A 26,562-nucleotide genomic window follows, 5' to 3' on the forward strand; every position below is an offset into this window, starting at 1 on the left:
AGGCCCGGTTACGGCAGCAGTCCCCGCAACGGGAACGCGGCCCGGCGCGCGGCCACGACCGCCTGGTCGAGCCGGTCCGCCGGGTCGTACCCCGACTCCCAGTCCTTCCAGGACACCGGCCACCGCCCGTCCGTCATCCGCACTGGCGCCAACTGCCGCGTACGCGCGAACACTTCCTGCCGCCAGCTCTCGGGGATCACCGTCTCCGGGTCCACGGGCCGCCCCGCCGCGATGGCGACAAGATGCGTCCACGACCGCGGTACGACGTCCACCACCGCGTATCCGCCACCGCCCAGCGCGACCCACCGCCCACCGGCGTACTCGTGCGCGAGGTCGTGGCAGGCCACCTGCACGGCCCGCTGCGCGTCCAACGACACCGCCAGATGCGCCAGCGGATCCTCGAAGTGCGTGTCGGCCCCGTGCTGTGTCACCAGCACATCCGGCCGGAAGTCGGCGATCAGCTCCGGCACGACGGCGTGAAAGGCCCGCAGCCACCCGGCGTCCCCGGTCCCGGCGGGCAGCGCCACATTCACCGCGCTCCCCTCGGCGCAGGCCGCACCGGTCTCCTCGGGCCACCCGGTCTGCGGGAACAGCGTCCGCGGATGCTCGTGCAGGGAGATCGTCAGGACCCGCGGATCCTCCCAGAACGCGGCCTGCACCCCATCCCCGTGATGCACGTCCACATCGACATACGCGACGCGCTCGGCGCCCAGTTCGAGCAGCCGGGCGATGGCGAGCGCCGCGTCGTTGTAGATGCAGAACCCGGAGGCGCCGCCGGGCATGGCGTGGTGCAGCCCGCCCGCGAAGTTCACCGCGTGCAGCGCGTCCCCGCGCCACACCGCCTCCGCCGCGCCGACCGATTGCCCCGCAATCAGCGCGGAGACCTCGTGCATCCCGGCGAAGGCGGGGTCGTCCACCGTCCCCAGCCCGTACGTCCCGTCCGCAGCGTCCGGATCCGCGGACGCGGCCTTCACCGCCTCGACGTAGTCCTCGCGGTGCACCAGCCGCAGCGTCGACTCCCCGGCGGACTTCGCCGAGACGACATCGACCTCCCGGTCCAGTCCGAACGCGTCGACCAGGCGCCGGGTCAGCGCCAGCCGGACCGGATCCATCGGGTGGTCCGGGCCGAAGTCATACCCCGTTACTGCCTCGTCCCACATCAACTGTGCGCGGCCGCTCATGCCCGCCACCGTATCGGTCCTCCCCGGACGCGAACGAGCGGGCGTACCTCAGGGTCACCAGCACCAACGCCATGGGCACGAGCATCGCGCCCCGGTAACTCCACGCGTCCCCGAGCGCCCCGACAAGGGGCGAACCGATCAAGAAACCCACATAGTTGAACACATTGAGCCGCGCGATCGCCGTATCCGAAGCCCCAGGGAAGAGCCGCCCCGCCGCGGCAAAGGTCTGCGGCACCAGAACACACAGCCCCAGCCCCAGCAACGTGAACCCGAGCATCCCGACCCACGCACCCGGCGCCACCGCCACCACCCCGAAACCCAGCGCCGCCACGACCGCCCCCAGCCGCACCACCGCCACGGCCCCGAACCGCCGCACCCCGAAGTCCCCGATGGCCCGCCCGAGCAGTGTCGTGACCATGTAGACGTTGTACGGCACGGTCGACAGCTGCTCCGAACTCCCGAGCACGTCCTGCAGATACTTCGCACTCCAGTTGGAGACGGTCGAGTCCCCGATGTACGCGAAGGTCATCACCAGGCAGAGCGGCAGCAGCAGCTTGAACACCACGGGCCCGGCCTCCGCCCCCTCCCGCGCCTCCTCCTCGCCCGGGACACCCGCGTCGACGTACCACCGGCTCGCCACCAGCGCGGCCGGCAGCAGCACCAGCACCACCGGCAGATATGACACGAAGAGCGACAGATGCCAGTGCGCGCCCGCCCAGGCGAGCGACGCCCCCAGGATCCCGCCCAGGCTGTACACGGCATGGAAGCCGAGCATGATGCTGCGCCCGTACGCCCGCTGCAGGCTCACCCCGAGCATGTTCATCGAGGCGTCCAGACCGCCCACCGCGAGCCCGAAGGCCCCCAGCGCCACCGCCACCTCGACCAGGTGGTCCCCGGATCCGACGCCCAGCAGCGCGAGCAGCACGACGGGCTGCGCCCACCGCAGTACGCGGCTGGGCGCCACCCGCTTCACCAGCTTCTCGGTGCAGACGCTGCCGACTCCGGCGAGGATCGGCACCGCGGCGAGGAAGGCGGGCAGGAGCGCGTCGGATATCCCGTACCGGTCCTGGATCGCGGGGATGCGCGTCACGAGCAGCGCGAAGGTGGCGCCCTGCGCAAAGAAGCTGAACGCCAAAGAGGCCCTACCGCGCCGCAGCACATCAGTCATGGCGGCGAGCGTAGGGCCCCGGCGTACTCGTGGGTAGATCCAGCCAAAGATGAATTCGGCTCAGCTTTGCCCGGTCTAGCGAGCGAGGGCGACAGCCGGTACGGCGGAAGTGGCGTTCGGGGCCTGGGTAGCACCCTCGACGCGGGTGCCGTTCTCGGCCTCGGCGCGCACCAGACTCTCCATGGGCCCGGCGCCGAACGCACCGCCGACGACGATGCCGAGGAGGACCGCGACGGCCATGATGACCCCGCCCAGCCAGACCATGGTGTCCACCGGGACCGTGTAAGCACCCACGACCCGCGCGACGCACTCGGCGAGCAGGGCCACGCCCCAGACGATCGAGAAGGCCCGTTCCTTGCGCAGGAAGACCGCCGAGTCGGCCGCGGCGCCCGACGCCAACCGCTGCCAGGCGGCTTCCTTGGCGGCGTCGCTCTTCACCAGGAACGGCTTCAGGCCCGCGGTCATCATGGGTTTTCCGAGGACCACGGAGACCAGGATGCCGATCGCGACGGTGCTGCTGACCGCGCTGTCCTTGGCGAGCATCAGCCGCGGGTCACCGGCGACGAAGCTGAGCAGCAGCGAGACGACGTTCACCACCAGGATGAGCCCGGCGAGGCCGTTGGCCTTCCGCTCCTTGACGGCGCTCCACCCGGTCCGCAGGGCCGGCACCACGCTGCTCCAGGCCAGCGCCGCGAAGGTGCTCATCCCGAAGGCGTCCTTGAAGAGGTAGTACGACCCGAGAGGCACCGCCACGTCCACGATCAGCGGGGCGAAGGGGTTCTGCTTGCTCGTCTTCGTCGTCTTCGTCATGCCCTCAGCTTCTCGTCCGAGGCCCCTGCGCCAGTAGAAACGATCGTCCGGAGCTCGGCATGACAAATGTCAGCGCCCCGGCGATGGCCCGGGTCATACCAGCAGGTCAGCCAACTCGCGCATGTCGCCGAAGAGTTGAGAGGCGCCAGCCAGCCGGGCAGCGGGCGTCATGGCGGTGAACCCGTACACGTCCATCCCAGCTGCATGCGCCGCCTGCACCCCGAGCGGGCTGTCCTCGATCACGACACACTTCTCCGGCGGTACGCCCATGCGCTCGGCGGCGTGCAGAAACAGATCAGGCGCCGGCTTGCCCCGCCCGACATCCTGCGAACTGAAGATCCGCCCCTCCTCGAACCACCGGTCGAGCCCGGTCTTCCGATGCCCCACCCGAATCCGCTCATGGCTCCCGGACGACGCGACGCAGTACGGCACCCCGTCCGCAGCCAACTTCTCAAGGACCTGTACGGCCCCGTCCACCGGCTCCAGCTCCCGCTCGAAGGCGGCGAACACCCGAGCGTGGAAGACGTCGTCGAACTCGTCCGGCAGCCGCTGCCCGGTGCGCTCCAGGACGAGTTCGTGGATGCGGTGCATCGCCGACCCCATGTAGTCGCGGATGGATTTCTCGTACGACGTCGGGTGCCCGAGTTCGGTGAGATAGGCCGCCAGCAGCCGGTTGGAGATCGGCTCGCTGTCGACGAGGACACCGTCATTATCGAAAATGATCAACTCATAGCGCATGACTTCGACCCTAAATGACCCTGCCGGTGAACAGTCCTGAACGGTCTTGAACGGTCCTGAACGCAGAAAACCCCCGCACCAAAGGTGCGGGGGTTTTCCCTAAAATAAGTTCGGCGGCGTCCTACTCTCCCACAGGGTCCCCCCTGCAGTACCATCGGCGCTGTGAGGCTTAGCTTCCGGGTTCGGAATGTAACCGGGCGTTTCCCTCACGCTATGACCACCGAAACACTGTGAAATTGTGAACCAGTTGCCTCGACTCCCTGTGGCCCAGGGAGGAGGCATGTCGTTCGTTATTTCAGAACTGACACAGTGGACGCGAGCAACTGAGGACAAGCCCTCGGCCTATTAGTACCAGTCACCTCCAGCGGTTGCCCGCCTTCCAGATCTGGCCTATCAACCCAGTCGTCTACTGGGAGCCTTAACCCCTCAAAGGGGGTGGGAATACTCATCTCGAAGCAGGCTTCCCGCTTAGATGCTTTCAGCGGTTATCCCTCCCGAACGTAGCCAACCAGCCATGCCCTTGGCAGGACAACTGGCACACCAGAGGTTCGTCCGTCCCGGTCCTCTCGTACTAGGGACAGCCCTTCTCAATATTCCTACGCGCACAGCGGATAGGGACCGAACTGTCTCACGACGTTCTAAACCCAGCTCGCGTACCGCTTTAATGGGCGAACAGCCCAACCCTTGGGACCGACTCCAGCCCCAGGATGCGACGAGCCGACATCGAGGTGCCAAACCATCCCGTCGATATGGACTCTTGGGGAAGATCAGCCTGTTATCCCCGGGGTACCTTTTATCCGTTGAGCGACGGCGCTTCCACAAGCCACCGCCGGATCACTAGTCCCGACTTTCGTCCCTGCTCGACCCGTCGGTCTCACAGTCAAGCTCCCTTGTGCACTTACACTCAACACCTGATTGCCAACCAGGCTGAGGGAACCTTTGGGCGCCTCCGTTACTCTTTAGGAGGCAACCGCCCCAGTTAAACTACCCATCAGACACTGTCCCTGATCCGGATCACGGACCCAGGTTAGACATCCAGCACGACCAGACTGGTATTTCAACGACGACTCCACCATGGCTGGCGCCATGACTTCACAGTCTCCCAGCTATCCTACACAAGCCGAACCGAACACCAATATCAAACTGTAGTAAAGGTCCCGGGGTCTTTCCGTCCTGCTGCGCGAAACGAGCATCTTTACTCGTAGTGCAATTTCACCGGGCCTATGGTTGAGACAGTCGAGAAGTCGTTACGCCATTCGTGCAGGTCGGAACTTACCCGACAAGGAATTTCGCTACCTTAGGATGGTTATAGTTACCACCGCCGTTTACTGGCGCTTAAGTTCTCAGCTTCGCACACCCGAAAGTGCACTAACCGGTCCCCTTAACGTTCCAGCACCGGGCAGGCGTCAGTCCGTATACATCGCCTTACGGCTTCGCACGGACCTGTGTTTTTAGTAAACAGTCGCTTCTCGCTGGTCTCTGCGGCCACCCCCAGCTCAGAGAGTAAATCTCGTCACCGGTGATGGCCCCCCTTCTCCCGAAGTTACGGGGGCATTTTGCCGAGTTCCTTAACCATAGTTCACCCGAACGCCTCGGTATTCTCTACCTGACCACCTGAGTCGGTTTAGGGTACGGGCCGCCATGAAACTCGCTAGAGGCTTTTCTCGACAGCATAGGATCATCCACTTCACCACAATCGGCTCGGCATCAGGTCTCACCCACATGTCATCCGGATTTGCCTAGATGACGGGCTACACCCTTACCCCGGGACAACCACCGCCCGGGCTGGACTACCTTCCTGCGTCACCCCATCACTCACCTACTACAGGTCTGGTCCGTCGGCTCCACCACTCCCCTTTGCCCGAAGGCTCCGGGGCGGCTTCACGGACTTAGCATCGCCTGGTTCGATGTTTGACGCTTCACAGCGGGTACCGGAATATCAACCGGTTATCCATCGACTACGCCTGTCGGCCTCGCCTTAGGTCCCGACTTACCCTGGGCAGATCAGCTTGACCCAGGAACCCTTAGTCAATCGGCGCACACGTTTCTCACGTGTGTATCGCTACTCATGCCTGCATTCTCACTCGTGAACCGTCCACCACTAGCTTCCGCTGCGGCTTCACCCGGCACACGACGCTCCCCTACCCATCCCAGCAGGCGTTGGCCCTATTACTGGAATGACACGACTTCGGCGGTACGCTTGAGCCCCGCTACATTGTCGGCGCGGAATCACTAGACCAGTGAGCTATTACGCACTCTTTCAAGGGTGGCTGCTTCTAAGCCAACCTCCTGGTTGTCTGTGCGACTCCACATCCTTTCCCACTTAGCGTACGCTTAGGGGCCTTAGTCGATGCTCTGGGCTGTTTCCCTCTCGACCATGGAGCTTATCCCCCACAGTCTCACTGCCGTGCTCTCACTTACCGGCATTCGGAGTTTGGCTAAGGTCAGTAACCCGGTAGGGCCCATCGCCTATCCAGTGCTCTACCTCCGGCAAGAAACACACGACGCTGCACCTAAATGCATTTCGGGGAGAACCAGCTATCACGGAGTTTGATTGGCCTTTCACCCCTAACCACAGGTCATCCCCCAGGTTTTCAACCCTGGTGGGTTCGGTCCTCCACGACCTCTTACAGCCGCTTCAACCTGCCCATGGCTAGATCACTCCGCTTCGGGTCTTGAGCGCGCTACTAAACCGCCCTATTCGGACTCGCTTTCGCTACGGCTTCCCCACACGGGTTAACCTCGCAACACACCGCAAACTCGCAGGCTCATTCTTCAAAAGGCACGCAGTCACGAGAGTGCATGCAAGCATGCACTCCGACGCTCCCACGGCTTGTAGGCACACGGTTTCAGGTACTATTTCACTCCGCTCCCGCGGTACTTTTCACCATTCCCTCACGGTACTATCCGCTATCGGTCACCAGGGAATATTTAGGCTTAGCGGGTGGTCCCGCCAGATTCACACGGGATTTCTCGGGCCCCGTGCTACTTGGGTGTCTCTCAAACGAGCCGCTGATGTTTCGACTACGGGGGTCTTACCCTCTACGCCGGACCTTTCGCATGTCCTTCGCCTACATCAACGGTTTCTGACTCGTCTCACGGCCGGCAGACCGTAAAAGAGAGATCCCACAACCCCCCAAGCGCAACCCCTGCCGGGTCTCACACGCTTGAGGTTTGGCCTCATCCGGTTTCGCTCGCCACTACTCCCGGAATCACGGTTGTTTTCTCTTCCTGCGGGTACTGAGATGTTTCACTTCCCCGCGTTCCCTCCACATACCCTATGTGTTCAGGTATGGGTGACAGCCCATGACGACTGCCGGGTTTCCCCATTCGGAAACCCCCGGATCAAAGCCTGGTTGACGACTCCCCGGGGACTATCGTGGCCTCCCACGTCCTTCATCGGTTCCTGGTGCCAAGGCATCCACCGTGCGCCCTTAAAAACTTGGCCACAGATGCTCGCGTCCACTGTGCAGTTCTCAAACAACGACCAACCACCCATCACCCCGAACCAACCGGTTCGAGTGCACTGGGGCCGGCACTGAAGGCAGCCGTATTCGGCCGTACCTTCAGACACCCAACAGCGTGCCCGGCCAGACTCCGCCCGGAGATCATGCTTTCCACGCTCCTAAGAGCAGTACTTGCAAGCCTCCGACCCGAGAATCCGGCCGAATAATCAACGTTCCACCCATGAGCAACCACCGTCGAACGTGTGCCGACGTAATGGCCCTGGACCACCAGACAATGCCTGGCGGCCTAGATGCTCCTTAGAAAGGAGGTGATCCAGCCGCACCTTCCGGTACGGCTACCTTGTTACGACTTCGTCCCAATCGCCAGTCCCACCTTCGACAGCTCCCTCCCTTACGGGTTGGGCCACCGGCTTCGGGTGTTACCGACTTTCGTGACGTGACGGGCGGTGTGTACAAGGCCCGGGAACGTATTCACCGCAGCAATGCTGATCTGCGATTACTAGCAACTCCAACTTCATGGGGTCGAGTTGCAGACCCCAATCCGAACTGAGACAGGCTTTTTGAGATTCGCTCCACCTTGCGGTATCGCAGCTCTTTGTACCTGCCATTGTAGCACGTGTGCAGCCCAAGACATAAGGGGCATGATGACTTGACGTCGTCCCCACCTTCCTCCGAGTTGACCCCGGCGGTCTCCTGTGAGTCCCCATCACCCCGAAGGGCATGCTGGCAACACAGAACAAGGGTTGCGCTCGTTGCGGGACTTAACCCAACATCTCACGACACGAGCTGACGACAGCCATGCACCACCTGTACACCGACCACAAGGGGGGCACCATCTCTGATGCTTTCCGGTGTATGTCAAGCCTTGGTAAGGTTCTTCGCGTTGCGTCGAATTAAGCCACATGCTCCGCTGCTTGTGCGGGCCCCCGTCAATTCCTTTGAGTTTTAGCCTTGCGGCCGTACTCCCCAGGCGGGGAACTTAATGCGTTAGCTGCGGCACCGACGACGTGGAATGTCGCCAACACCTAGTTCCCACCGTTTACGGCGTGGACTACCAGGGTATCTAATCCTGTTCGCTCCCCACGCTTTCGCTCCTCAGCGTCAGTAATGGCCCAGAGATCCGCCTTCGCCACCGGTGTTCCTCCTGATATCTGCGCATTTCACCGCTACACCAGGAATTCCGATCTCCCCTACCACACTCTAGCCAGCCCGTATCGAATGCAGAACCGGGGTTAAGCCCCGGTCTTTCACACCCGACGTGACAAGCCGCCTACGAGCTCTTTACGCCCAATAATTCCGGACAACGCTTGCGCCCTACGTATTACCGCGGCTGCTGGCACGTAGTTAGCCGGCGCTTCTTCTGCAGGTACCGTCACTTGCGCTTCTTCCCTGCTGAAAGAGGTTTACAACCCGAAGGCCGTCATCCCTCACGCGGCGTCGCTGCATCAGGCTTTCGCCCATTGTGCAATATTCCCCACTGCTGCCTCCCGTAGGAGTCTGGGCCGTGTCTCAGTCCCAGTGTGGCCGGTCGCCCTCTCAGGCCGGCTACCCGTCGTCGCCTTGGTGAGCCACTACCTCACCAACAAGCTGATAGGCCGCGGGCTCATCCTGCACCGCCGGAGCTTTCAACCCTCACAGATGCCTGTAAGGGTGGTATCCGGTATTAGACCCCGTTTCCAGGGCTTGTCCCAGAGTGCAGGGCAGATTGCCCACGTGTTACTCACCCGTTCGCCACTAATCCCCACCGAAGTGGTTCATCGTTCGACTTGCATGTGTTAAGCACGCCGCCAGCGTTCGTCCTGAGCCAGGATCAAACTCTCCGTGAATGTTTTCCCGTAATCGGGACGACACCACGAGAGCGGAACCGCCGGGCGGAATAAGCCCCACGGTTCTCAGCGTCCTCGCTGTGCGCCTTCCCCAAGGGGAAGGACTTTTTCAAAGGAACCTCGCCCCGACCGATCGGCCGGAGACGGGGTATCAACATATCTGGCGTTGATTTTTGGCACGCTGTTGAGTTCTCAAGGAACGGACGCTTCCTTTGTACTCACCCTCTCGGGCTTTCCTCCGGGCGCTTCCCTTCGGTCTTGCGTTTCCGACTCTATCAGATCCTTTCGGGCCTGATTCCCAGTCAGCGGGCTTTGTCTTCCCGGCCGTTGGGCCGTTCCGACGAGTGAGACTTTAGCGGAATCCTGGCCCCCGAGCTAATCGGGGTTTGCGTCCTTTCGAACGCAGATTCCTCATTCCGCAAACGCGCAGGAAAACGATCCGACGACGAGTCGTCGTTCGTTTGTCTGCTTGTTGCGGAATGGCTGTCCGGGGACCGACCGGAGTCGGCGCTCACGTCGGACAACTCGGAGAACACTACGTACCGGGTGGAGGAGTGTCAACTCGGCTCCGGAAGGCACCCAGCAGGCGCCCAGCAGGCACAGGAAGGTCGCGGGGCCGGGGTCACCCGGCCCCGGTTCGTCAGTCAGGCGTTGTTGCCGGAGGCGAGCTCGCGGCTGCGGTCCCGGGCTGCTTCCAGGGCGGCGATGAGGGCGGCGCGTACTCCGTGGTTCTCGAGTTCGCGGATCGCGCTGATGGTGGTGCCCGCGGGCGATGTCACGTTCTCGCGGAGCTTGACCGGGTGCTCGCCGCTGTCGCGGAGCATCGTCGCGGCGCCGATCGCGGACTGGACGATGAGGTCGTGGGCCTTGTCGCGGGGCAGGCCGAGCAGGATGCCCGCGTCCGTCATGGCTTCGACCAGGTAGAAGAAGTACGCCGGACCCGAGCCGGAGAGAGCCGTGCAGGCGTCCTGCTGGGACTCGGGGACGCGGAGGGTCTTGCCGACCGCGCCGAAGATCTCCTCCGTATGGGAGAGGTGTTCGGCGGTGGCATGGGTGCCGGCGGAGATGACGGACATCGCCTCGTCGACGAGGGCGGGTGTGTTCGTCATGACGCGGACGACCGGGGTGCCGGTGGCGAGGCGCTCCTCGAAGAACGAGGTGGGGACGCCTGCGGCACCGCTGATGACCAGGCGGTCGGCAGGGATGTGCGGGGCCAGCTCGTCGAGGAGGGTGCCCATGTCCTGCGGCTTGACCGTGAGGATCAGCGTGTCGGCGTTCTTGGCGGCCTCGGCGTTGGTGACCGGGGTGACGCCGTAGCGGGTGCGGAGTTCTTCGGCTCGTTCCGGGCGGCGGGCCGTGACCAGGAGGTCGGCGGGGGCCCAGCCGGCTCGGATCATTCCGCTGAGCAGGGCTTCGCCGATCTTGCCGGTACCGAGGACTGCGACTTTCTGGGTCATGACTGCGGGTGCCCTCCGGGGGTGCGTCGTCCGGGGTTCATCCTCCCACCGGGGGTGGGCCCGCGGCTCCGGTGTCCGGTGGGCGGACGGGCTGTCACGCGGTGCGGCGGCGGAGGGTGGCTGCTCCGAGGGTGAGGACCAGGAGGGCGCAGCCCGCGACGATCAGGGCGTCTCGTACGAAGTTCGCTGTCATGTCGGTGTGCTTGAGGACCTCGTTCATGCCGTCGACGGCGTACGACATGGGCAGGACGTCGGAGATGGCTTCGAGGACCGGGTGCATGTTGTCGCGCGGGGTGAACAGGCCGCAGAGGAGGAGTTGGGGGAAGATCACCGCCGGCATGAACTGGACCGCCTGGAATTCCGAGGACGCGAAGGCCGAGACGAAGAGGCCGAGGGCCGTGCCGAGGAGTGCGTCGAGCAGGGCGACGAGCAGGAGCAGCCAGGGGGAACCGATCACGTCCAGGCCCAGGAACCAGACCGCGAGGCCCGTGGCCAGGGCCGACTGGATGATCGCGAGGGCGCCGAAGGCGAGGGCGTAGCCCGCGATCAGGTCGCCCTTGCCCAGTGGCATGGCGAGCAGGCGTTCGAGGGTGCCCGAGGTGCGTTCGCGGAGGGTGGCGATGGACGTGACCAGGAACATCGTGATCAGCGGGAAGATCCCGAGGAGCGAGGCCCCGATGGAGTCGAAGGTGCGCGGGCTGCCGTCGAAGACATAGCGCAGCAGGAACAGCATCACGCAGGGGATCAGGATCATCATCGCGATCGTGCGCGGGTCGTGGCGGAGCTGACGCAGGACACGGGTCGCGGTGGCGGTGGTGCGGGAGAGGTTGATCGCGCTCGGGCGGGGGCCCGTGGGAGGGGGCGGAGGCGTGGTCGGGGAGCCCTGGCGGGTGGTCGCGGTGGTGCTCATCGGACGGACTCCTTGCTGGGCGTGGGGTGATTGCCTGCTGCGATCGCTTCGTCGACCAGGTGCAGGAAGGCTGCCTCGACGGTGTCGGAGCCGGTACGGCCGCGGAGGGCGTCCGGGGTGTCGTCGGCGAGGATCTCGCCCTCGCGCATCAGGAGGAGGCGGTGGCAGCGCTCGGCCTCGTCCATGACGTGGGAGGAGATGAGGAGGGTGGCTCCGCGGTCGGCGGCGATCTCGTGGAAGAGGTTCCACAGGTCTCGGCGGAGGACCGGGTCCAGGCCGACCGTCGGTTCGTCGAGTACGAGCAGCTCGGGGGTGCCGAGAAGCGCGACGGCGAGGGAGACGCGGCTGCGCTGGCCGCCGGAGAGGTTGCCGGCGAGGGCGTCGGCGTGGCTGGTGAGGTCGACGTCGGTGATGACCCGGGTGACGTCGTCGTGGCGGCGTTCGGCGGCGGCGCGGCCGGGGTCGAGGATCGCGGCGAAGTAGTCCAGGTTCTGACGGACCGTCAAGTCGTCGTAGACAGAGGGCGCTTGGGTGACGTAGCCGATCCGGGAGCGCAGTGAGGCGTCGCCGGCGGGGCTGCCGAGGACTTCGAGGGTGCCGGCCACCTTGGCCTGAGTGCCGACGGTCGCCCGCATCAGCGTCGACTTGCCGCATCCGGAGGGGCCGAGCAGCCCGGTGATCTGTCCGCGCGGCACGGCGAAGTCGAGGCTCCGCAGGACCGTGCGCGCACCTCGTACGACCGTGAGGCCTTCGGCTCGGACGGCAGGTGCGTCGGCATGATCGGGTGGGCGCGAGGCATTATTCATCATGTGATGAATAATGCTCCTGCGGGGGCGGCATCGTCAAGCAAGGGGGCGCCCGGAGGGGCTCGATCCTGAATGGCTTACGTCAGTGCGCCGCCGCGACCACCCGACGCGGCCCCTGAAGGGGCTGCGCGATCAACTCCCCTTCCTGACAATGGATTTCAGTGCACGGTCATATGCCCGTCGTGTGACGGTCGTAGCTGGTCGTGGCCGGTCATAGCCGGTCGCGTGGTGTGTTCGTTCGTCTCGCTGTTCCGTCGAGCCCTCCCCCGGCTCGGCGGCCCGCGCATCTCTCGTTCGTTCCGTTCTCAACCGGAGGTGCAGTCGTCATGCGTGTCGTTCGTAAAGTCGATTTGTCCGCATCGCTCGTCGTGTTTCTCGTGGCTCTTCCGCTGTGCGTGGGAGTCGCCGTGGCCTCCGGGGTGCCGGCCGAACTGGGCCTGGTGACCGGGATCGTGGGTGGGCTGGTGGCCGGGGTGCTGCCCGGGAGCAGCCTTCAGGTGAGCGGGCCGGCCGCGGGGCTGACCGTGCTCGTCTACGAGGCGGTGCAGACGTACGGCCTCCGGGCGCTGGGCATGCTGGTGTTCGCTGCCGGGGTCGTACAGGTCGGGCTCGGGGTGCTGCGCCTCGGGCGGTGGTTCCGGGCGGTGTCCGTGGCCGTGGTGCAGGGGATGCTCGCCGGGATCGGGCTCGTGCTGATCGCGGGGCAGCTGTACGCCATGGGTGATCTGGCCGCGCCCGCGAGCGGGATCGGGAAGATCGCTGGGCTCTTCACTCTGGGCGGGGGCGCGGATCCGGTGGCGCTGGCGGTCGGCGGTGGGACCGTGCTCGTCCTTGTGTTGTGGCCGCGCTGGCGGCGCGGGGCCCGGGGGGTGCCCGCGCCGCTGCTGGCGGTCGGGCTCGCGTCGGCCGCGACCGGGCTGCTCGACTTGTCCGTGCGGCGGGTCGGGGTGCGCGGGCTCCTGGATGCCGTACGGCCGCCGGCCTTGGCGGATCTGGGGCGGCTCACGGAAGTGGGTGTGATCGGCACGGTGCTGGCGTTCGCGCTGATCGCGTCCGCCGAGTCGCTGTTCAGCGCGGCGGCGGTGGACCGGCTGCACCGGGGTCCGAGGACCGACTACGACAAGGAGCTGATCGCGCAGGGTGCCGGGAACGCGGTGTGCGGGGTGCTCGGGGCGCTGCCGATGACCGCGGTGATCGTGCGGAGCGCGGCGAACGTGCAGGCCGGGGCACGGACCAAGGCCTCACGGGTACTGCACGGGGTGTGGCTGCTGGTCTTCACCGCCCTGCTGCCCGGGGTGCTCGGGGTGATTCCGGTGGCGGCGCTCGCCGGGCTGCTCGTGCATGCGGGGTGCAAGCTCGTGCCCGTAAGGGAGTTGGGGGTGCTGTGGCGGGAGCACCGGGGTGAGTTCGTGGTGCTCGTGGTGACGGCCGTGGCGATTGTTGTCGGGAACCTGTTCGAGGGGGTGCTGGTCGGGCTGGCGCTGGCCGTCGCCAAGACCGCATGGGACATCAGCCATGTGCATGTGGAGACGGAGGATCTGGGGGATGCGGGCATGGTGGCGCGGGTGATCGGCAACGCGACGTTTCTACGGCTGCCGAAGCTGCTGGACGCGTTGGAGGCGCTGCCGCACGACCGCGACGTACGACTGGAGTTGGGCGGGCTGCGGCATGTGGACCATGCGTGTGCGGCGGCGTTGGAGGGGTGGGCGGCTGCGCGGGGGCATGCCTTGACGGGGGCGGGTGGGCACGCCTGGCCGGGTGCGGGTGGGCTCTCGCGAGCGGTTACGCGTTGAGGGCTACGAGCAGGTCCACCACATAGGTCTCCTCGACCGTCCCGTCTGGGAAGACGTCGAGCAGGTGACGCCTTTCCTCGGTGAGGAAGGCAGCGGTGGCGTCCTCGTCGTGCACCAGGAAGATCGAGTGGCTTCCGATGTTGGCCAGGTGCGTTTCGAGGGGGACGCTGCGGCTCCAGCGGACCGCCCGGCGCGTGAAGTCCAGGCGGCCGGTGGGGTCGGCGAGCGCGAGGTCGGCGCCGCTGCCGTTCGTGGCGACGATGCGGTCCCTGCCGAAGAAGCGGTCGATCCGGTGTGCCTGGGCGGCGTGCCACGGAACGTCCAGTGCGGTGGTGTTCCACCACAGGGCGAGGGCGCCGCCCGGGCGCAGGACGCGCAGCGCCTCCGGGACCGATCGGTGCGGGTCGGTCCAGTGCCAGGCCTGGGCGTACGTGATGAAGTCCGCGGCGGCATCGGCAAGGGGGAGCGCGTTTCCGCTGCCCCGGACGACCGGGACGCCGGGGAGGGTGCGGCGGAACTCGGCCGTCATGCCTTCGCCCGGCTCCACGGCGAGCACGTCGGCGCCGCGGGCCTGGAGGAGAGCGGTGGCGATGCCTGTGCCGGCGCCCACGTCTACCGTCCGGGCGCTGGTGAGGGGGCGGGCCGCCAGGGCCTCGACGGTGTCGAAGAGGGCCGGGGGGTAGGAGGGGCGGTTCGCTGCGTACTGGGATGCGGCGGCGTTGAAGGAGTGGGCTCGGGTGTTGTGGGGGTTCGGGTGGGGGTGGGGATTGGATTGAGGGTTTTGGTGGGGCTCTTGGTGGGGGGATGTCGTCATGGGGTCATGGTGGTGGGGGTGAGGGTGGCCGTGGAAGCGGTTTTCGCCCCCTCCGCCCCTTCCCGTCCCGTTGTCCTGGGGGCTGCGCCCCCTTTCCCCCTGCTGTCGCGCTTGCGCGCTCGTCCTCAAACGCCGGACGGGCTGAATGGGCTAGGAACCCTTTCGCTTTGACGGGTTGCCCGTGCGGCGCTTGCTGCGCTTCTTGTACTGGTCGCGGGCCGTCTCGTACTCCTCGCGGTGGAGCTTCTCGCCGGGGGCCTCGGTGAGTGAGCGGAAGAAGTAGGCGAGGAGGGAGCCGATGAAGCCGATCGCGAGGAGGCCGCGGAGGGAGGCCTGGCGCTCGGGGTCGGGGCGCTTGGTGAACGCTCCCCAGGTGTGGCCGAAGGCGAGGGCGCTGCACACCGAGAACATCACCACGACCAGCACGTTCACCAGTCTGCCCACGTCCGCGATCTGCAGCCCCTGGTAGGCGAAGCGCAGCACCAGGCAGGCCGCCGCGGCGGCCACGAGTGAGCCGACGGCCACGCCTGCCCTGCGGGCCGCGTAGCCGCCGTCGTGGTTCACCCAGGTCGTGCCGAAGAAGCGGAGGGGATCGGGGTGGGGGCCTGTGGGGGTGGTCTCGTTGCTCACGGGTCGATTATTGCGCTGGGTGGGGGTGGGGCCGGTCGGCGCGGTGGTTCAGGCGCAGCGCGCCGCGATGTAGCCGTCGCTGCCGGTCTTCACATAGGCATCGGAGACGTACTCGCCTACGCCGATGCTGTCCCAGATCTTCGTCGTGCCGTACGGACCGGTCACGTACTCGCTCGGGGTCTGGCAGAAGATCGGTACATGAGACCCCTCGGCCAGGACACGGACGATGCTGTAGCCGGTGCCGGGGCCACTGCGGACGTTGAGCGCGTAGCCGGGCGCGACCGGGTAGTAGTGAGTGTCCGCGTTCGCGGCCACGGGTGAGCCCATGACCATCAGAAAGGCTCCGGCGGCGGCGCCCGCCAGCAGGACCGATCTGCGCCCTTTCGACTTCATGGCTGTGCTGTCCCTTCGCTGGGGTCAGAAGCGATGCGCGAGCTGAGGCTGTGCGGGAGTGGTGCTGGATCAGGAGCAATGTGCCGCGACGTAGCCGTCGCTGCCCGTCTGCACGTACGCGTCCGAGATGTACTGACCGTTGCCGATGTTGTCCCAGATCTTCGTCGTGCCGTACGGGCCGGTGATGGTCTCGCCCGGCGTCTGACAGAAGATCGGAACGCGGGTGCCCGCGGACAGGACACGGACGATCTTGTAGCTGGTGCCGGGGCCACTGCGGACGTTCACGGAGACGCCCGGTGCGATCGAGTAGTAGCGCAGGGCCGCCTCGGTCGTGCTCTCGGCCGCCGCTGTCGTCGCGACGGCCTCGGCCTCATCGCCGCCCGCGATCTCCTCAGTACGGTCAACAGACATGAAAAGCCTCCCCCGTTGGTCCCATGACTGTCATGGGCCCCGTTGATTCCCCGAAAACTCGCCACGTACGTCTGTGCGCGACTCGCACGCGGAGGCTAGCAAGCCGCCTCTGTCTCGCACGAGTCATCGACTAGGCTCCGTGCGTCGCGCGCGCGGACGAACAGCACGGGGGTGGGTCCATGGCGCCACAGCGGAATACCGGAGCGGGCGCGGAAGCGGAACTTCCGGAGTACGCCGGTCATTACCGGCTGGAGTCATGCCTGGGCTCCGGCGGCATGGGCGTGGTCCATTTGGCCAGCTCGACCTCCGGGCTGCGGCTCGCGGTCAAGGTCGTGCACGCGGAGTTCGCCGGAGACCCCGAATTCAGGGGGCGTTTCCGGCAGGAGGTGGCCGCTGCGAGACGGGTGAGCGGTGCCTTCACCGCGCCGGTGGTCGACGCCGACCCGGAGGCCGAACGGCCGTGGATGGCCACGCTGTTCATCCCGGGGCCCACGCTCGCGGAGCACGTGAAGCGGAACGGGGCGATGCCTCCGGCCCAGTTGCGCCGCCTGATGGCGGGGCTCGCCGAGGCTCTGCGTGACATCCACCGCGTGGGAGTGGTGCACCGGGACCTCAAGCCCAGCAACGTCCTGCTCGCCGATGACGGGCCGAAGGTCATCGACTTCGGCATTTCCCGGCCAAAGGACAGCGAACTGCGGACCGAGACGGGCAAGTTGATCGGCACCCCGCCGTTCATGGCGCCCGAACAGTTCCGTCGGCCGCGCGAAGTGGGGCCCGCCGCCGACATCTTCGCGCTCGGCTCGGTCATGGTGCACGCGGCGACCGGGCGGGGGCCGTTCGACTCCGACAGCCCGTACGTCGTCGCCTACCAAGTCGTGCACGACGAGCCCGACTTGGCCGGCGTACCGGGGAATCTGGCACCGCTGGTACTGCGCTGCCTCGCCAAGGAACCCGAGGATCGCCCCACTCCGGACGAGCTGATGCGCGAACTGCGGTCGGTGGCGGCCTCGTACGACACCCAGGCGTTCATACCGGCCCAGCGGACGGGCAGGTCGGAAAAGCCGGAGGTCACGGAACCGGAGCCGGAGTCCGGTGCCAAGGCGTCCGGGCCGCGCGCCAAGGGGCGGCGCCACAAGTGGACCGTCCTCGCGGCCGGGGCGCTCGTCCTCACCGCGGGCGGGGCGTTCGCCTCGGTTCAGCTGCTCGACGGCAGCGAGCCGGCGCCTCACGGCAGCAGCCCCCGGTCCGCGCCGGCGGGGTTCAGCGGCTGGCACACCAAGACGGCGCCGAAGAGCAGTGGCACGCCCCAATGCTCGTACGGCGCACGGAAGTTGTTCTGCTCGCAGCCGGGGCAGATCACCGCTCTGGATCCGGTCGACGGCACCGTGTTGTGGCGGCACGCCGTCGCCGAGCGAGGCGTCTCGGGCGTGCCGCCCGTCCTGTCGGGCGGTCTGGTGCACGTGATGTCGGACAAGGACAAGCGCCTGGAGGCGCTCGATCCGTCCTCGGGCAGGACACGGTGGACGCGGGACGTGTCCGCGTACGACAGCCTGCGGTACGCGGACGGCACCGTGCTCCTCACGGGTGCCGACGGCACGGTCACCGGCGTGGACAGCGCCTCGGGCGACATGAAGTGGCGCCACCGGATCCCGGGCCAACCGGTGCCGTACTTCACCTCGTTCGACGGGGATCCGCTGGCGTATGCGACGAGCGCGGTCGGCAACGGGTCGCGTACCCGGGTCACCGCCGTGGACCCGGCCACGGGTGACGTGCGGTGGGAAGCGCGGCTGAACGGCGCGCTGACGCCGGTCGGAACGAGCGACGGCGCCGTCGTCTTCATGGTGGGTGACCAGAACTACGGCGATGCGAAGGCCGTACTCCGGTACGACCCCCGGAGCCGGGCGTCGCGCCGGGTCGTGCTGCCCGTCCGGCTTGAGCAGGCCCAGGCAACCGTGCGCGGCGGCCTCGTCTACCTGATGGCGGCCGGGGGCTCGCTGGCGGCCGTCGACCTGGACGCGGGCGGGCAGCGGTGGCGCCTTGAGACGGCCGTGTCCCGGGGCTCGGCGCCGGTCGCCGACGACCGGTATGTGTACTTCACCGCCGCCGACGGGCGGCTCGTAGCCGTGGACACCCGCAAGGGGAGGCTGGTCGGACAGACCGCTCCACGGCTCGGCACGAAGTCCGGTCAGGTCATGGCCTCGCTGCCCGTGCCCGTGATCGTGAACGGCCGCATCTACACCAGCGCCCCCGACGGCACCGTCTTCGGTATGCCCGGGACCGACCCCTCCGGCTGGTGATATGCGAGGGGGCCGCCCCGGCTGGAGCGGCCCCCTCGCGACGCGTGGAGCGTCAGCCCAGCTTGGAGACGTCCCGCACCGCGCCCTTGTCCGCGCTCGTCGCCATCGCGGCGTAGGCGCGCAGGGCGGCGGAGACCTTGCGGTCGCGGTTGGCGGGGGCGTAGACGCCGTTGAGGGCGGTGCGGCGGGCGTCCAACTCCTCGTCGGACACGAGGAGTTCGATCGTGCGGTTCGGGATGTCGATGCGGATGCGGTCGCCGTCCTGGACGAGGGCGATCGTGCCGCCGGAGGCCGCCTCGGGGGAGGCGTGGCCGATGGAGAGGCCCGAAGTGCCGCCGGAGAAGCGGCCGTCGGTGATCAGGGCGCAGGTCTTGCCGAGGCCGCGGCCCTTGAGGAACGACGTCGGGTAGAGCATCTCCTGCATGCCGGGGCCGCCCTTGGGGCCCTCGTAGCGGATGACCACGACGTCGCCGTGTGTGATCTCCTTCTTGAGGATCTTGTCGACGGCCTCGTCCTGCGACTCGCAGACGACCGCCGGACCCTCGAACGTCCAGATCGACTCGTCGACGCCCGCGGTCTTCACGACGCAGCCGTCGACCGCCAGGTTGCCCTTGAGGACCGCGAGGCCGCCGTCCTTGGAGTACGCGTGCTCGGCGGAGCGGATGCAGCCGTTCTCGGCGTCCTTGTCGAGGGCCTCCCAGCGCTTGGACTGGGAGAAGGCCGTGGAGGACCTCTCGCATCCCGGCGCCGCGTGCCACAGCTCGATCGCCTCGGGGGACGGGGAGCCCGCCCGCACGTCCCAGGTCTTCAGCCAGTCGGCGAGGGAAGGGCTGTGGACGGAGTGCACGTCCTCGTTGAGGAGGCCGGCGCGGTGCAGCTCGCCCAGGAGGGCGGGGATGCCGCCGGCGCGGTGCACGTCCTCCATGTAGTACGTGCGGTCCTTCGCGACGTTCGGGGCGACCTTGGCGAGGCACGGCACACGGCGCGAGACCTCGTTGATCTCCTCCAGGCCGAACTCGACGCCCGCTTCCTGGGCGGCGGCCAGCAGGTGCAGGATCGTGTTGGTCGAGCCGCCCATGGCGATGTCCAGAGCCATGGCGTTCTGGAAGGCCGCGAAGTTCGCGATGGTGCGCGGCAGGACCGTCTCGTCGCCGCCGTCGTAGTACCGCTTGGTGATGTCGACGACCGTGCGCGCCGCGTCCTCGTACAGCGCCTTACGGGCCGTGTGCGTGGCGAGGGTCGAGCCGTTGCCCGGGAGGGACAGGCCGATCGCCTCGGTCAGGCAGTTCATCGAGTTGGCGGTGAACATGCCGGAGCAGGAGCCGCAGGTCGGACAGGCGTTCTCCTCGATACGGAGGATGTCCTCGTCCGAGATCTTGTCGTTCACGGCGTCGGAGATCGCGTCGACCAGGTCGAGCGTGCGGACCGTGCCGTCGACGAGGGTCGCCCGGCCGGACTCCATGGGGCCGCCGGAGACGAAGACCGTCGGGATGTTCAGGCGCAGGGCGGCCATGAGCATGCCGGGCGTGATCTTGTCGCAGTTCGAGATGCAGATCAGGGCGTCGGCGCAGTGCGCCTCGACCATGTACTCCACGCTGTCCGCGATCAGGTCGCGGGAGGGGAGCGAGTACAGCATGCCGCCGTGGCCCATCGCGATGCCGTCGTCGACGGCGATCGTGTTGAACTCGCGCGGGATCGCCCCGGCGGCGGTGATGGCCTCGGAGACGATCCGGCCGACCGGCTGGAGGTGGGTGTGGCCCGGCACGAACTCGGTGAACGAGTTCGCCACCGCGATGATCGGCTTCCGGCCGATGTCCGCGCCCGGTACACCGGAGGCGCGCATAAGGGCGCGGGCGCCCGCCATATTGCGGCCGTGGGTGACTGTGCGGGACCTCAGCTCGGGCATCGTCGCTCGCTCCTTCGGGGAACTTCGGGGGAGTCATGAGGAGACTTATGACTGTGGCCGAGCCTACGCCGGTGATCCAAGGTTCGGACAGGGTGTCCGGAATGCGGGATGTATGTCTCGGTGGGCGGCCGGGCTCGGCAGGGGTTCGTCAGGGGGGTCAGGGGTTCCTCAGGGGTTCGTCAGGGGTTCGTCAGGTGACCCTGCACCACCGGGGCCAGTCTTCTGATGATCTGCTCCAGGTCCGCGGAAGCGAGCGGCTCGACCTTGATCACGTAGCGCAGCATCGCCGCTCCGACGAGCTGCGCCGCCGCAAGTTCGGCGCGCAGTTCCGCGTCCGGGAGGTCGAGCTGCTGGGCGATACGGCGGAGCAGCTGGCTGGCGACGAGGCGGCGGAAGACGGCCGCCGCGGCCTCGTTGTTCACGGCGGAGCGGACGATCGCCAGCAGGGGCGTGCGGGTCGTCGGGTTCTCCCAGACGCCGAAGATGAAGCGCGTCAGCCGCTCGCCCACGCCGTCCAGCGGGCCGTCCGCGATGGCCGTCGGGGCGTTCAGCGCGGGCGCGAACGCGACCTCGATGGCAGCCTCGAAGACCTGTTCCTTGGTGCCGAAGTAGTGGTGCACCAGGGCCGAGTCCACGCCGGCCGCCTTGGCGATGCCCCGGATCGACGTCTTGTCGTAGCCGCGCTCGGAGAACTCCTCACGGGCCGCGTCGAGGATGCGGTCGCGGGTGGCGGGGCCCGCCTCCGCCGTCTGCTTGCGGGAGGGGCGTCCCCGGCGGCGGGGGGCGGGCGTCGTCTCCGTCACTGGCGGGGCACCTTGACCGCGGCGGAGGCGAGGTGGAGCCGGGTGAAGGCCAGGGCCTCCGCGAGGTCGGCCTCGCGTTCGGCGCTGGACATCGCGCGGCGGGTGTTGACCTCGATGACGACATGGCCGTCGAAGCCGGTGAGCGCCAGGCGCTCCAGGAGTTCGGCGCAGGGCTGCGTGCCGCGGCCGGGGACCAGGTGCTCGTCCTTGTTGGAGCCGTTGCCGTCGGCGAGGTGCACATGGCCGAGGCGGTCGCCCATGCGGTCGATCATCTCCGTCGCGTCCGTGCGGGCCGTCGCGGTGTGGCTGAGGTCGATCGTGAAGTGCCGGTAGTCGTCCTTCGTGACGTCCCAGTCGGGGGCGTACGCGAGCATCTCGCGGTCGCGGTAGCGCCACGGGTACATGTTTTCGACGGCGAATCGTACGTCCGTCTCGTTCGCCATGCGCCAGATGCCGGTGACGAAGTCGCGGGCGTACTGGCGCTGCCAGCGGAACGGGGGGTGTACGACGACGGTTGTCGCCCCGAGCTTCTCGGCTGCCGCCTGGGCGCGCTGGAGCTTGATCCAGGGGTCTGTGGACCAGACGCGCTGCGTGATCAGCAGGCATGGGGCGTGGACGGCGAGTATCGGGACCTGGTGGTAGTCGCTGAGCCGACGCAGGGCCTCGATGTCCTGGCTGACCGGGTCGGTCCACACCATGACCTCGACGCCGTCGTAACCGAGGCGCGCGGCGATCTCGAAGGCCGTCGCCGTCGACTCCGGATACACGGAGGCCGTGGACAGCGCGACCTTCGCATCCGGGATGCGCACCACTGGTTTTGCCACGAGGGACAGGGTACGGGGGCGTCTGCCGCCTTCGCAGTGGGGTGCGGTTGCTGGCGGGGGCGCCCATCGCAGGGGGGTGTGTGGTGGGTCGGGGCCGTGCCGGTACGTCTTGCCCGTCGCCGCGTGGGCGTACTGCCCGGGGTTGATATACGGCGAAACTTGGCGGGCGGTCTGCTACGCGACGGGCAGGAACGTACCGGCACGGCCCCTTCCGTGCGTACGCGACTGCGGGTGCGTGGTCGCTCGCGTGGCGGCGGGTCCGTCCTCCCTGCGGGCAATCGTGCCGCTGGGGCGGCACGGGTGGGCGCAGGCGGCGCCCCGTAAGCGCCGGGCTGCGCGACCCACCCCCGCCCAGCACCCACACCGGGTGACTGTTCAAACAGGGGGAACCCGGGATTTGCCCACCCACCCCGGGCGCCCTTGGTGCGAGAGGGTGACCTTGGCCGCGTAAGAGAACTACGCCGTTGCCATGTGGTCCAGGCGGCGGAGGATTACGCCCTCTCGGAGGGCCCAGGGGCAGATTTCCAGGGTTTCGACGCCGAAGAGATCCATCGCGCCCTCGGCGACGAGTGCGCCCGCGAGGAGCTGCCCGGCGCGCCCCTCGGAGACGCCGGGCAGCTCGGCCCGCTCGTCGACGGTCATCGAGGCGAGCTTCGGAACCCAGTCCTCCAGGGACCGTCGCTTCAGCTCGCGCTGGACGTACAGCCCCTCCGTGGAGCGCGCCGCCCCGGCAAGGCGTGCGAGCTGCTTGAAGGTCTTGGACGTGGCGACGACGTGGTCGGGTGCCCCGAAGCGGCTGAACTCCCCGACCGTACGGGCGATCTGGGCCCGCACATGGCGCCGTAGCGCCTTGATGTCCGCCGGATCCGCGGGATCCGTCGGCAGCCAGCCCGCGGTCAGCCGCCCGGCGCCCAGCGGCAGCGACACCGCCGCGTCGGGCTCCTCGTCGATGCCGTAGCCGATTTCGAGTGAGCCCCCGCCGATGTCCAGGACCAGCAGTTTCCCGGCCGACCAGCCGAACCAGCGGCGGGCGGCGAGGAAGGTGAGTCGGGCCTCCTCCGCGCCGGTCAGGACCTGGAGCTCGACCCCGGTCTCGGCCTGGACACGGGCCAGTACGTCGTCCGCGTTGCTGGCCTCCCGCACCGCGGAGGTCGCGAACGGCAGCAGTTCCTCGACACCCTTGTCCTCGGCGGCTTCCAGTGCCTCGTGGACGACACCGATCAGTTTGTCGACGCCCTCGGGGCCGATCGCTCCGCCCTCGTCGAGGAGTTGGGCGAGCCGCAGCTCCACCTTGTGCGAATGCGCGGGAAGCGGGCGCGCGCCCGGGTGCGCATCCACCACCAGCAGATGCACCGTGTTCGAACCCACGTCGAGGACACCGAGTCTCATAAACGGAACGCTACTGGCAACGGAGCGGTTGACCGTCCCCGGAGCGGCCTTCAGCGACTTACCCTGGACGAGTGCCAAAGACGAAAAAGGCGAAGCCTGACAAATCGGCCAAGGGTTCCTCGCAGGCGAAGGCGGCCAAGTCCACGAAGTCACCGAAGGCCCCGAAGACGAGCGACGAGAAAGGGCTCGACTTCGCTCGCGCATGGGTGGAATTTCCGGACCCCGCCGACGACGAGCAGGCCTTCCGCTGCGATCTGACATGGCTGACCTCTCGCTGGAACTGCATCTTCGGAAGCGGCTGCCAGGGCATCCAGGCAGGCCGTGCCGACGACGGCTGCTGCACGCTGGGCGCGCACTTCTCGGACGAGGACGACGAGAAGCGGGTGGCCGGGCATGTGGCGCGGCTCACGCCGGAGATCTGGCAGCACCATGACGTGGGCACGGAGACCGGCTGGGTCTCGCAGGACGAGGACGGGGAGCGCCAGACCCGCCCGTACAAGGGGTCGTGCATCTTCCAGAACCGGCCCGGTTTCGCCGGTGGCGCCGGCTGCTCGCTGCACATCCTGGCGATCAAGGAGGGGCGCGAGCCCCTGGAGACCAAGCCGGACGTCTGCTGGCAGCTGCCCGTGCGGCGTACGTACGACTGGATCGACCGGCCCGACGACACCCGCATCCTCCAGGTGTCGATCGGTGAGTACGACCGCCGCGGCTGGGGTCCGGGCGGCCACGACCTGCACTGGTGGTGCACGTCGGCGACCTCGGCGCACGGCGCGGGCGACCCGGTGTACGTGTCGTACCGGCCGGAGCTGGTCGAAATGATGGGCAAGGCGGGCTATGACCGGCTCGCCGAGCTCTGTGAGGAGAGGCTCGCCGCGCAGCTGCCGCTCCTCGCGCCGCATCCCGCCGATCCGGTCGGCTGACTGCCACGTCGCACTAGTACTTCGTACTTCAGGTCTACGAGGAGGGGCTCGGGTCGCCGCTGTCGCTGGGCGGCGGCGTCGAGCCCCCGGGGTCCGACGGGGCCGGGGTCGAGTCCGTCGGTGTCGGGTCCGGGTCGGGCGGGGTCGAGTCGCTGGGCGTCGGGTCGGGGTCGGACGGGGTCGGGTCGCTCGGTGTCGGGTCGGGGTCCGGGTGGGACGGGGCCGGGTCGGGGCCCGAGGTGCCGGGGTCGGACGGGCCCGCGTTGCCGTATCCGTCGATCGTGACCACGGCGCCCGCCGGTGCGACGGCCACTCGCGCGGTCCAGGGGCCCACCGGCTCGCGGAGATGGTCGACGTACACCTTGATCGTCAACGATGCGCCGGGGGCGAGGGTTCCCGACGACTGGCTCAGGTAGAGCCAGGAGGCTCCGGTACGGGCGGACCACCGCACCGGTGAATCCCCGGCCGCCGTCAGCGTGATGAGCGTCGTGTCGCCGCTGTTGTCCGCCGTCACGGAGAGCCGTCCCGTGCCCTTTCCGGCGACGCTGACGACCTCCACGGAGACGTCGGGCGAGCGGCTGCCCTTGGTGAAGCGGGCGTCGGGCCGGGTGCTGGCGTTTCCGGCGTTCTCGTAGCCGCCCGCGTCCTCGCCGTCGAGGCCCTCGGCGCCGTGCGCCTCGCTCGCGGTGACCGAGCGGCCGTCCGCGCCCTCGCCGATCAGGGGCGCGCCGCGGTAGGCCGCCCACAGGGCGAGTACGGGCGCGGCGACGACGGTGGCCACGACCGTGGTCGTGACGGCACGCGCGCGTAGCCGGTCGCGGCGGGCCGCGCGGTCCTTGGGATCCATCGGGAAACCGCGCCGGTCGAAGCGCGGGGCGTCGCCCCGCGCGCGCGAGATGTGCGTCATCGCCATGTGCAGGGCCGCGCGCGGTGCTTCGAGTACGGGGAGCGCCGCGGGCGTGACGCTGGTGCCGGGCCAGGAGCCGGGGACCGCGCGCTCGGCGGTGCGGCGGCAGCGCGGGCAGTCGTCGACGTGCCGGACCAGTTCGCGGCGCAGGGCGGTGCTCAGGACGAGTTGGTTGTCGTCGGTGAGGCGCGCGACGCTCGGGCACGCGCCGGTCTCCACCACCGCGAGCGCCGCGCGCGTGCGTTCGACCTCGCAGGCGGCGGAGGCGAGGAGCTCGCGCGCCGACGCGACATCCATGCCGAGCACGGCGGCGACCTCATGGGCGGCGAGCTGGTGGCGCACGGCGAGTTCGAGCGCCTCGCGCTGCTCGGGGGACGTACCGGCGGCCTCCGGCCAGGCCAGCAGGGCGAGTTCGCGCTGCCGTCGGGCCTGGGCGTCCTCGGAGACGGGGACGGCGCTCAGGGCTTCGGCGGCGCGCCGGTCGGCGGCTTCTTTGTGGGCGGCCTTGTGGGCGCCCTGGGGGTCGTCCTGGTGCGCGGCCTTGCGGGCGCCTTTGTGAGTGCCTTTGCCGGCGGCGTGCGAGGCCTGTCGGCGGCGCCTGGCCTCGGCGAGCTTGCGCAGACACGCCCAGCGGGCCAGCGCGTACAGCCAGGCCCTGCGGTCGTCCGCGGACTCCGGGCCGCGCGGGCTCCGGCGCTCGGCCAGCGCGAGGACCTCTCCCAGGGCGGCGGTGGCCGTGTCGTGGTCGCACAGCACGGACAGGCAGTAGGTGAACAGGCCGTCCAGGTAAGGCTCGTAGCGCGCGGGAGGGTGCTGGGCCATGGTGCGGGTGCTCGCTCCGCGGGGCGCTGCCACTCGCTTGCGCGCGTCTCCGTGCGCCCGGTGTGCGCCGGTGGTGTGTGTGGAGGTCTCCGGACTGCTGCTCATCACCCGTGCGACCGTAGGTGCCACAGGGTGGCCCCTACTTCCCCCTTGAGCACATTTAATCCGTACGGGTGAAACGATCCCTCATAAGGGGACAGGAACCTCCCATCCCGTGGCCCAGGCCTTCACGGGCGGCGATGACGGCACGCGCGCGTGCGCCGCTCCGCGATCGCGTGGAGCCCCGCCCG

19 protein-coding genes and 3 rRNA genes are annotated in these 26,562 nt (G+C 67.9%); 3 read left to right on the forward strand and 19 right to left on the reverse strand.

The window, feature by feature from the left end:
- Window positions 1–8 precede the first annotated feature (8 nt).
- The 10 genes from AB5J56_RS20000 to AB5J56_RS20045 form a co-directional block, all read right to left on the reverse strand.
- Window positions 9–1,181, reverse strand: coding sequence for an acetoin utilization protein AcuC (locus AB5J56_RS20000; RefSeq protein WP_369234094.1), 1,173 nt, complete (start codon window positions 1,179–1,181; stop codon window positions 9–11).
- Complete coding sequence (locus tag AB5J56_RS20005; RefSeq protein ID WP_369234095.1) at window positions 1,132–2,349, reverse strand: MFS transporter; 1,218 nt, start codon at window positions 2,347–2,349, stop codon at window positions 1,132–1,134. Before AB5J56_RS20005 ends, AB5J56_RS20000 begins: the two co-directional genes overlap by 50 nt.
- 75 nt (window positions 2,350–2,424) lie before the next feature.
- Window positions 2,425–3,159, reverse strand: coding sequence for a VC0807 family protein (locus tag AB5J56_RS20010; RefSeq protein ID WP_369234096.1), 735 nt, complete (start codon window positions 3,157–3,159; stop codon window positions 2,425–2,427).
- A gap of 93 nt (window positions 3,160–3,252) precedes the next feature.
- The gene (locus tag AB5J56_RS20015; protein ID WP_369234097.1) at window positions 3,253–3,897 is read right to left on the reverse strand and encodes an HAD family hydrolase; all 645 of its coding nucleotides are present in this window, start codon (window positions 3,895–3,897) and stop codon (window positions 3,253–3,255) included.
- A 108-nt stretch (window positions 3,898–4,005) separates the two neighbouring features.
- Window positions 4,006–4,122, reverse strand: a 5S ribosomal RNA gene (gene rrf / locus AB5J56_RS20020).
- A 100-nt stretch (window positions 4,123–4,222) separates the two neighbouring features.
- Window positions 4,223–7,345, reverse strand: a 23S ribosomal RNA gene (locus AB5J56_RS20025).
- Between the two features lie 320 nt (window positions 7,346–7,665).
- Window positions 7,666–9,190: ribosomal RNA gene (locus AB5J56_RS20030) — 16S ribosomal RNA — on the reverse strand.
- Together the 16S, 23S and 5S rRNA genes form the textbook arrangement of a ribosomal RNA operon.
- A 644-nt stretch (window positions 9,191–9,834) precedes the next feature.
- A complete protein-coding gene (gene proC, locus AB5J56_RS20035; protein WP_369234098.1) occupies window positions 9,835–10,647 on the reverse strand; it encodes a pyrroline-5-carboxylate reductase in 813 nt (270 codons plus the stop codon).
- Between the two features lie 94 nt (window positions 10,648–10,741).
- The gene (locus AB5J56_RS20040; RefSeq protein WP_369234099.1) at window positions 10,742–11,557 is read right to left on the reverse strand and encodes an ABC transporter permease; all 816 of its coding nucleotides are present in this window, start codon (window positions 11,555–11,557) and stop codon (window positions 10,742–10,744) included.
- Window positions 11,554–12,366 carry an ABC transporter ATP-binding protein gene (locus AB5J56_RS20045; protein WP_369234100.1) on the reverse strand — a complete coding sequence of 271 codons (813 nt, stop codon included), beginning with the start codon at window positions 12,364–12,366 and terminating at the stop codon, window positions 11,554–11,556. The genes AB5J56_RS20040 and AB5J56_RS20045 overlap by 4 nt, the downstream gene beginning before the upstream one ends.
- A 323-nt stretch (window positions 12,367–12,689) precedes the next feature.
- Here AB5J56_RS20045 and AB5J56_RS20050 point away from each other — a divergent pair, with 323 nt between their 5' ends.
- Window positions 12,690–14,156, forward strand: a complete 1,467-nt coding sequence (locus tag AB5J56_RS20050; RefSeq protein WP_369234101.1) for a SulP family inorganic anion transporter — start codon at window positions 12,690–12,692, stop codon at window positions 14,154–14,156.
- On the opposite strand, the gene AB5J56_RS20055 is transcribed toward AB5J56_RS20050, so the two are convergent.
- The 4 genes from AB5J56_RS20055 to AB5J56_RS20070 all read right to left on the reverse strand — a co-directional run bounded on the left by AB5J56_RS20055 (window position 14,146) and on the right by AB5J56_RS20070 (window position 16,404).
- Window positions 14,146–14,970 carry a class I SAM-dependent methyltransferase gene (locus tag AB5J56_RS20055; RefSeq protein ID WP_369234102.1) on the reverse strand — a complete coding sequence of 275 codons (825 nt, stop codon included), beginning with the start codon at window positions 14,968–14,970 and terminating at the stop codon, window positions 14,146–14,148. The two genes, AB5J56_RS20050 and AB5J56_RS20055, sit on opposite strands and share 11 nt — an antisense overlap.
- 150 nt (window positions 14,971–15,120) lie before the next feature.
- Window positions 15,121–15,600 (reverse strand): EamA/RhaT family transporter, encoded by a 480-nt coding sequence (locus tag AB5J56_RS20060; protein WP_369234103.1) that lies wholly within the window; start codon window positions 15,598–15,600, stop codon window positions 15,121–15,123.
- 48 nt (window positions 15,601–15,648) lie between these two features.
- On the reverse strand, window positions 15,649–15,933 hold the full coding sequence (locus AB5J56_RS20065; protein ID WP_369242663.1) for a peptidase: 285 nt from the start codon (window positions 15,931–15,933) through the stop codon (window positions 15,649–15,651).
- A 129-nt stretch (window positions 15,934–16,062) separates the two neighbouring features.
- Window positions 16,063–16,404, reverse strand: a complete 342-nt coding sequence (locus tag AB5J56_RS20070) for an SH3 domain-containing protein (protein ID WP_369234104.1) — start codon at window positions 16,402–16,404, stop codon at window positions 16,063–16,065.
- A 179-nt stretch (window positions 16,405–16,583) separates the two neighbouring features.
- Between AB5J56_RS20070 and AB5J56_RS20075 the strand changes: the two genes are divergently transcribed.
- Window positions 16,584–18,701, forward strand: a complete 2,118-nt coding sequence (locus AB5J56_RS20075; protein ID WP_369234105.1) for a serine/threonine-protein kinase — start codon at window positions 16,584–16,586, stop codon at window positions 18,699–18,701.
- 52 nt (window positions 18,702–18,753) lie between these two features.
- On the opposite strand, the gene ilvD is transcribed toward AB5J56_RS20075, so the two are convergent.
- The 4 genes from ilvD to AB5J56_RS20095 form a co-directional block, all read right to left on the reverse strand.
- A complete protein-coding gene (gene ilvD, locus AB5J56_RS20080; protein ID WP_369234106.1) occupies window positions 18,754–20,607 on the reverse strand; it encodes a dihydroxy-acid dehydratase in 1,854 nt (617 codons plus the stop codon).
- A gap of 179 nt (window positions 20,608–20,786) precedes the next feature.
- Window positions 20,787–21,410, reverse strand: coding sequence for a TetR family transcriptional regulator (locus AB5J56_RS20085; protein ID WP_369234107.1), 624 nt, complete (start codon window positions 21,408–21,410; stop codon window positions 20,787–20,789).
- Window positions 21,407–22,234, reverse strand: coding sequence for a sugar phosphate isomerase/epimerase family protein (locus AB5J56_RS20090; protein WP_369234108.1), 828 nt, complete (start codon window positions 22,232–22,234; stop codon window positions 21,407–21,409). Before AB5J56_RS20090 ends, AB5J56_RS20085 begins: the two co-directional genes overlap by 4 nt.
- A 456-nt stretch (window positions 22,235–22,690) precedes the next feature.
- Window positions 22,691–23,623: a Ppx/GppA family phosphatase gene (locus tag AB5J56_RS20095; protein ID WP_369234109.1), complete on the reverse strand. Its 933-nt coding sequence runs from the start codon at window positions 23,621–23,623 to the stop codon at window positions 22,691–22,693.
- A 71-nt stretch (window positions 23,624–23,694) separates the two neighbouring features.
- Here AB5J56_RS20095 and AB5J56_RS20100 point away from each other — a divergent pair, with 71 nt between their 5' ends.
- The gene (locus AB5J56_RS20100) at window positions 23,695–24,543 is read left to right on the forward strand and encodes a hypothetical protein (protein ID WP_369234110.1); all 849 of its coding nucleotides are present in this window, start codon (window positions 23,695–23,697) and stop codon (window positions 24,541–24,543) included.
- 34 nt (window positions 24,544–24,577) lie between these two features.
- Here AB5J56_RS20100 and AB5J56_RS20105 read toward each other — a convergent pair whose 3' ends face one another.
- A complete protein-coding gene (locus tag AB5J56_RS20105) occupies window positions 24,578–26,380 on the reverse strand; it encodes a hypothetical protein (RefSeq protein ID WP_369234111.1) in 1,803 nt (600 codons plus the stop codon).
- Between the last annotated feature and the right edge of the window lie 182 nt (window positions 26,381–26,562).

This window comes from Streptomyces sp. R21, from assembly GCF_041051975.1.
Taxonomy (GTDB): Bacteria; Actinomycetota; Actinomycetes; order Streptomycetales; family Streptomycetaceae; genus Streptomyces.

Excerpts from the sequence above, each read along its gene's own strand:
- AB5J56_RS20050 (WP_369234101.1), top strand. The coding sequence starts at position 12,690 with ATGCGTGTCGTTCGTAAAGTCGATTTGTCCGCATCGCTCGTCGTGTTT.
- AB5J56_RS20055 (WP_369234102.1), bottom strand. The coding sequence starts at position 14,970 with ATGACGACATCCCCCCACCAAGAGCCCCACCAAAACCCTCAATCCAAT.
- proC (WP_369234098.1), bottom strand. The coding sequence starts at position 10,647 with ATGACCCAGAAAGTCGCAGTCCTCGGTACCGGCAAGATCGGCGAAGCC.
- AB5J56_RS20075 (WP_369234105.1), top strand. The coding sequence starts at position 16,584 with ATGGCGCCACAGCGGAATACCGGAGCGGGCGCGGAAGCGGAACTTCCG.
- AB5J56_RS20015 (WP_369234097.1), bottom strand. The coding sequence starts at position 3,897 with ATGCGCTATGAGTTGATCATTTTCGATAATGACGGTGTCCTCGTCGAC.
- AB5J56_RS20040 (WP_369234099.1), bottom strand. The coding sequence starts at position 11,557 with ATGAGCACCACCGCGACCACCCGCCAGGGCTCCCCGACCACGCCTCCG.
- AB5J56_RS20070 (WP_369234104.1), bottom strand. The coding sequence starts at position 16,404 with ATGTCTGTTGACCGTACTGAGGAGATCGCGGGCGGCGATGAGGCCGAG.
- AB5J56_RS20010 (WP_369234096.1), bottom strand. The coding sequence starts at position 3,159 with ATGACGAAGACGACGAAGACGAGCAAGCAGAACCCCTTCGCCCCGCTG.
- AB5J56_RS20045 (WP_369234100.1), bottom strand. The coding sequence starts at position 12,366 with ATGATGAATAATGCCTCGCGCCCACCCGATCATGCCGACGCACCTGCC.
- AB5J56_RS20000 (WP_369234094.1), bottom strand. The coding sequence starts at position 1,181 with ATGAGCGGCCGCGCACAGTTGATGTGGGACGAGGCAGTAACGGGGTAT.
- ilvD (WP_369234106.1), bottom strand. The coding sequence starts at position 20,607 with ATGCCCGAGCTGAGGTCCCGCACAGTCACCCACGGCCGCAATATGGCG.
- AB5J56_RS20095 (WP_369234109.1), bottom strand. The coding sequence starts at position 23,623 with ATGAGACTCGGTGTCCTCGACGTGGGTTCGAACACGGTGCATCTGCTG.
- AB5J56_RS20065 (WP_369242663.1), bottom strand. The coding sequence starts at position 15,933 with ATGGTCATGGGCTCACCCGTGGCCGCGAACGCGGACACTCACTACTAC.
- AB5J56_RS20005 (WP_369234095.1), bottom strand. The coding sequence starts at position 2,349 with ATGACTGATGTGCTGCGGCGCGGTAGGGCCTCTTTGGCGTTCAGCTTC.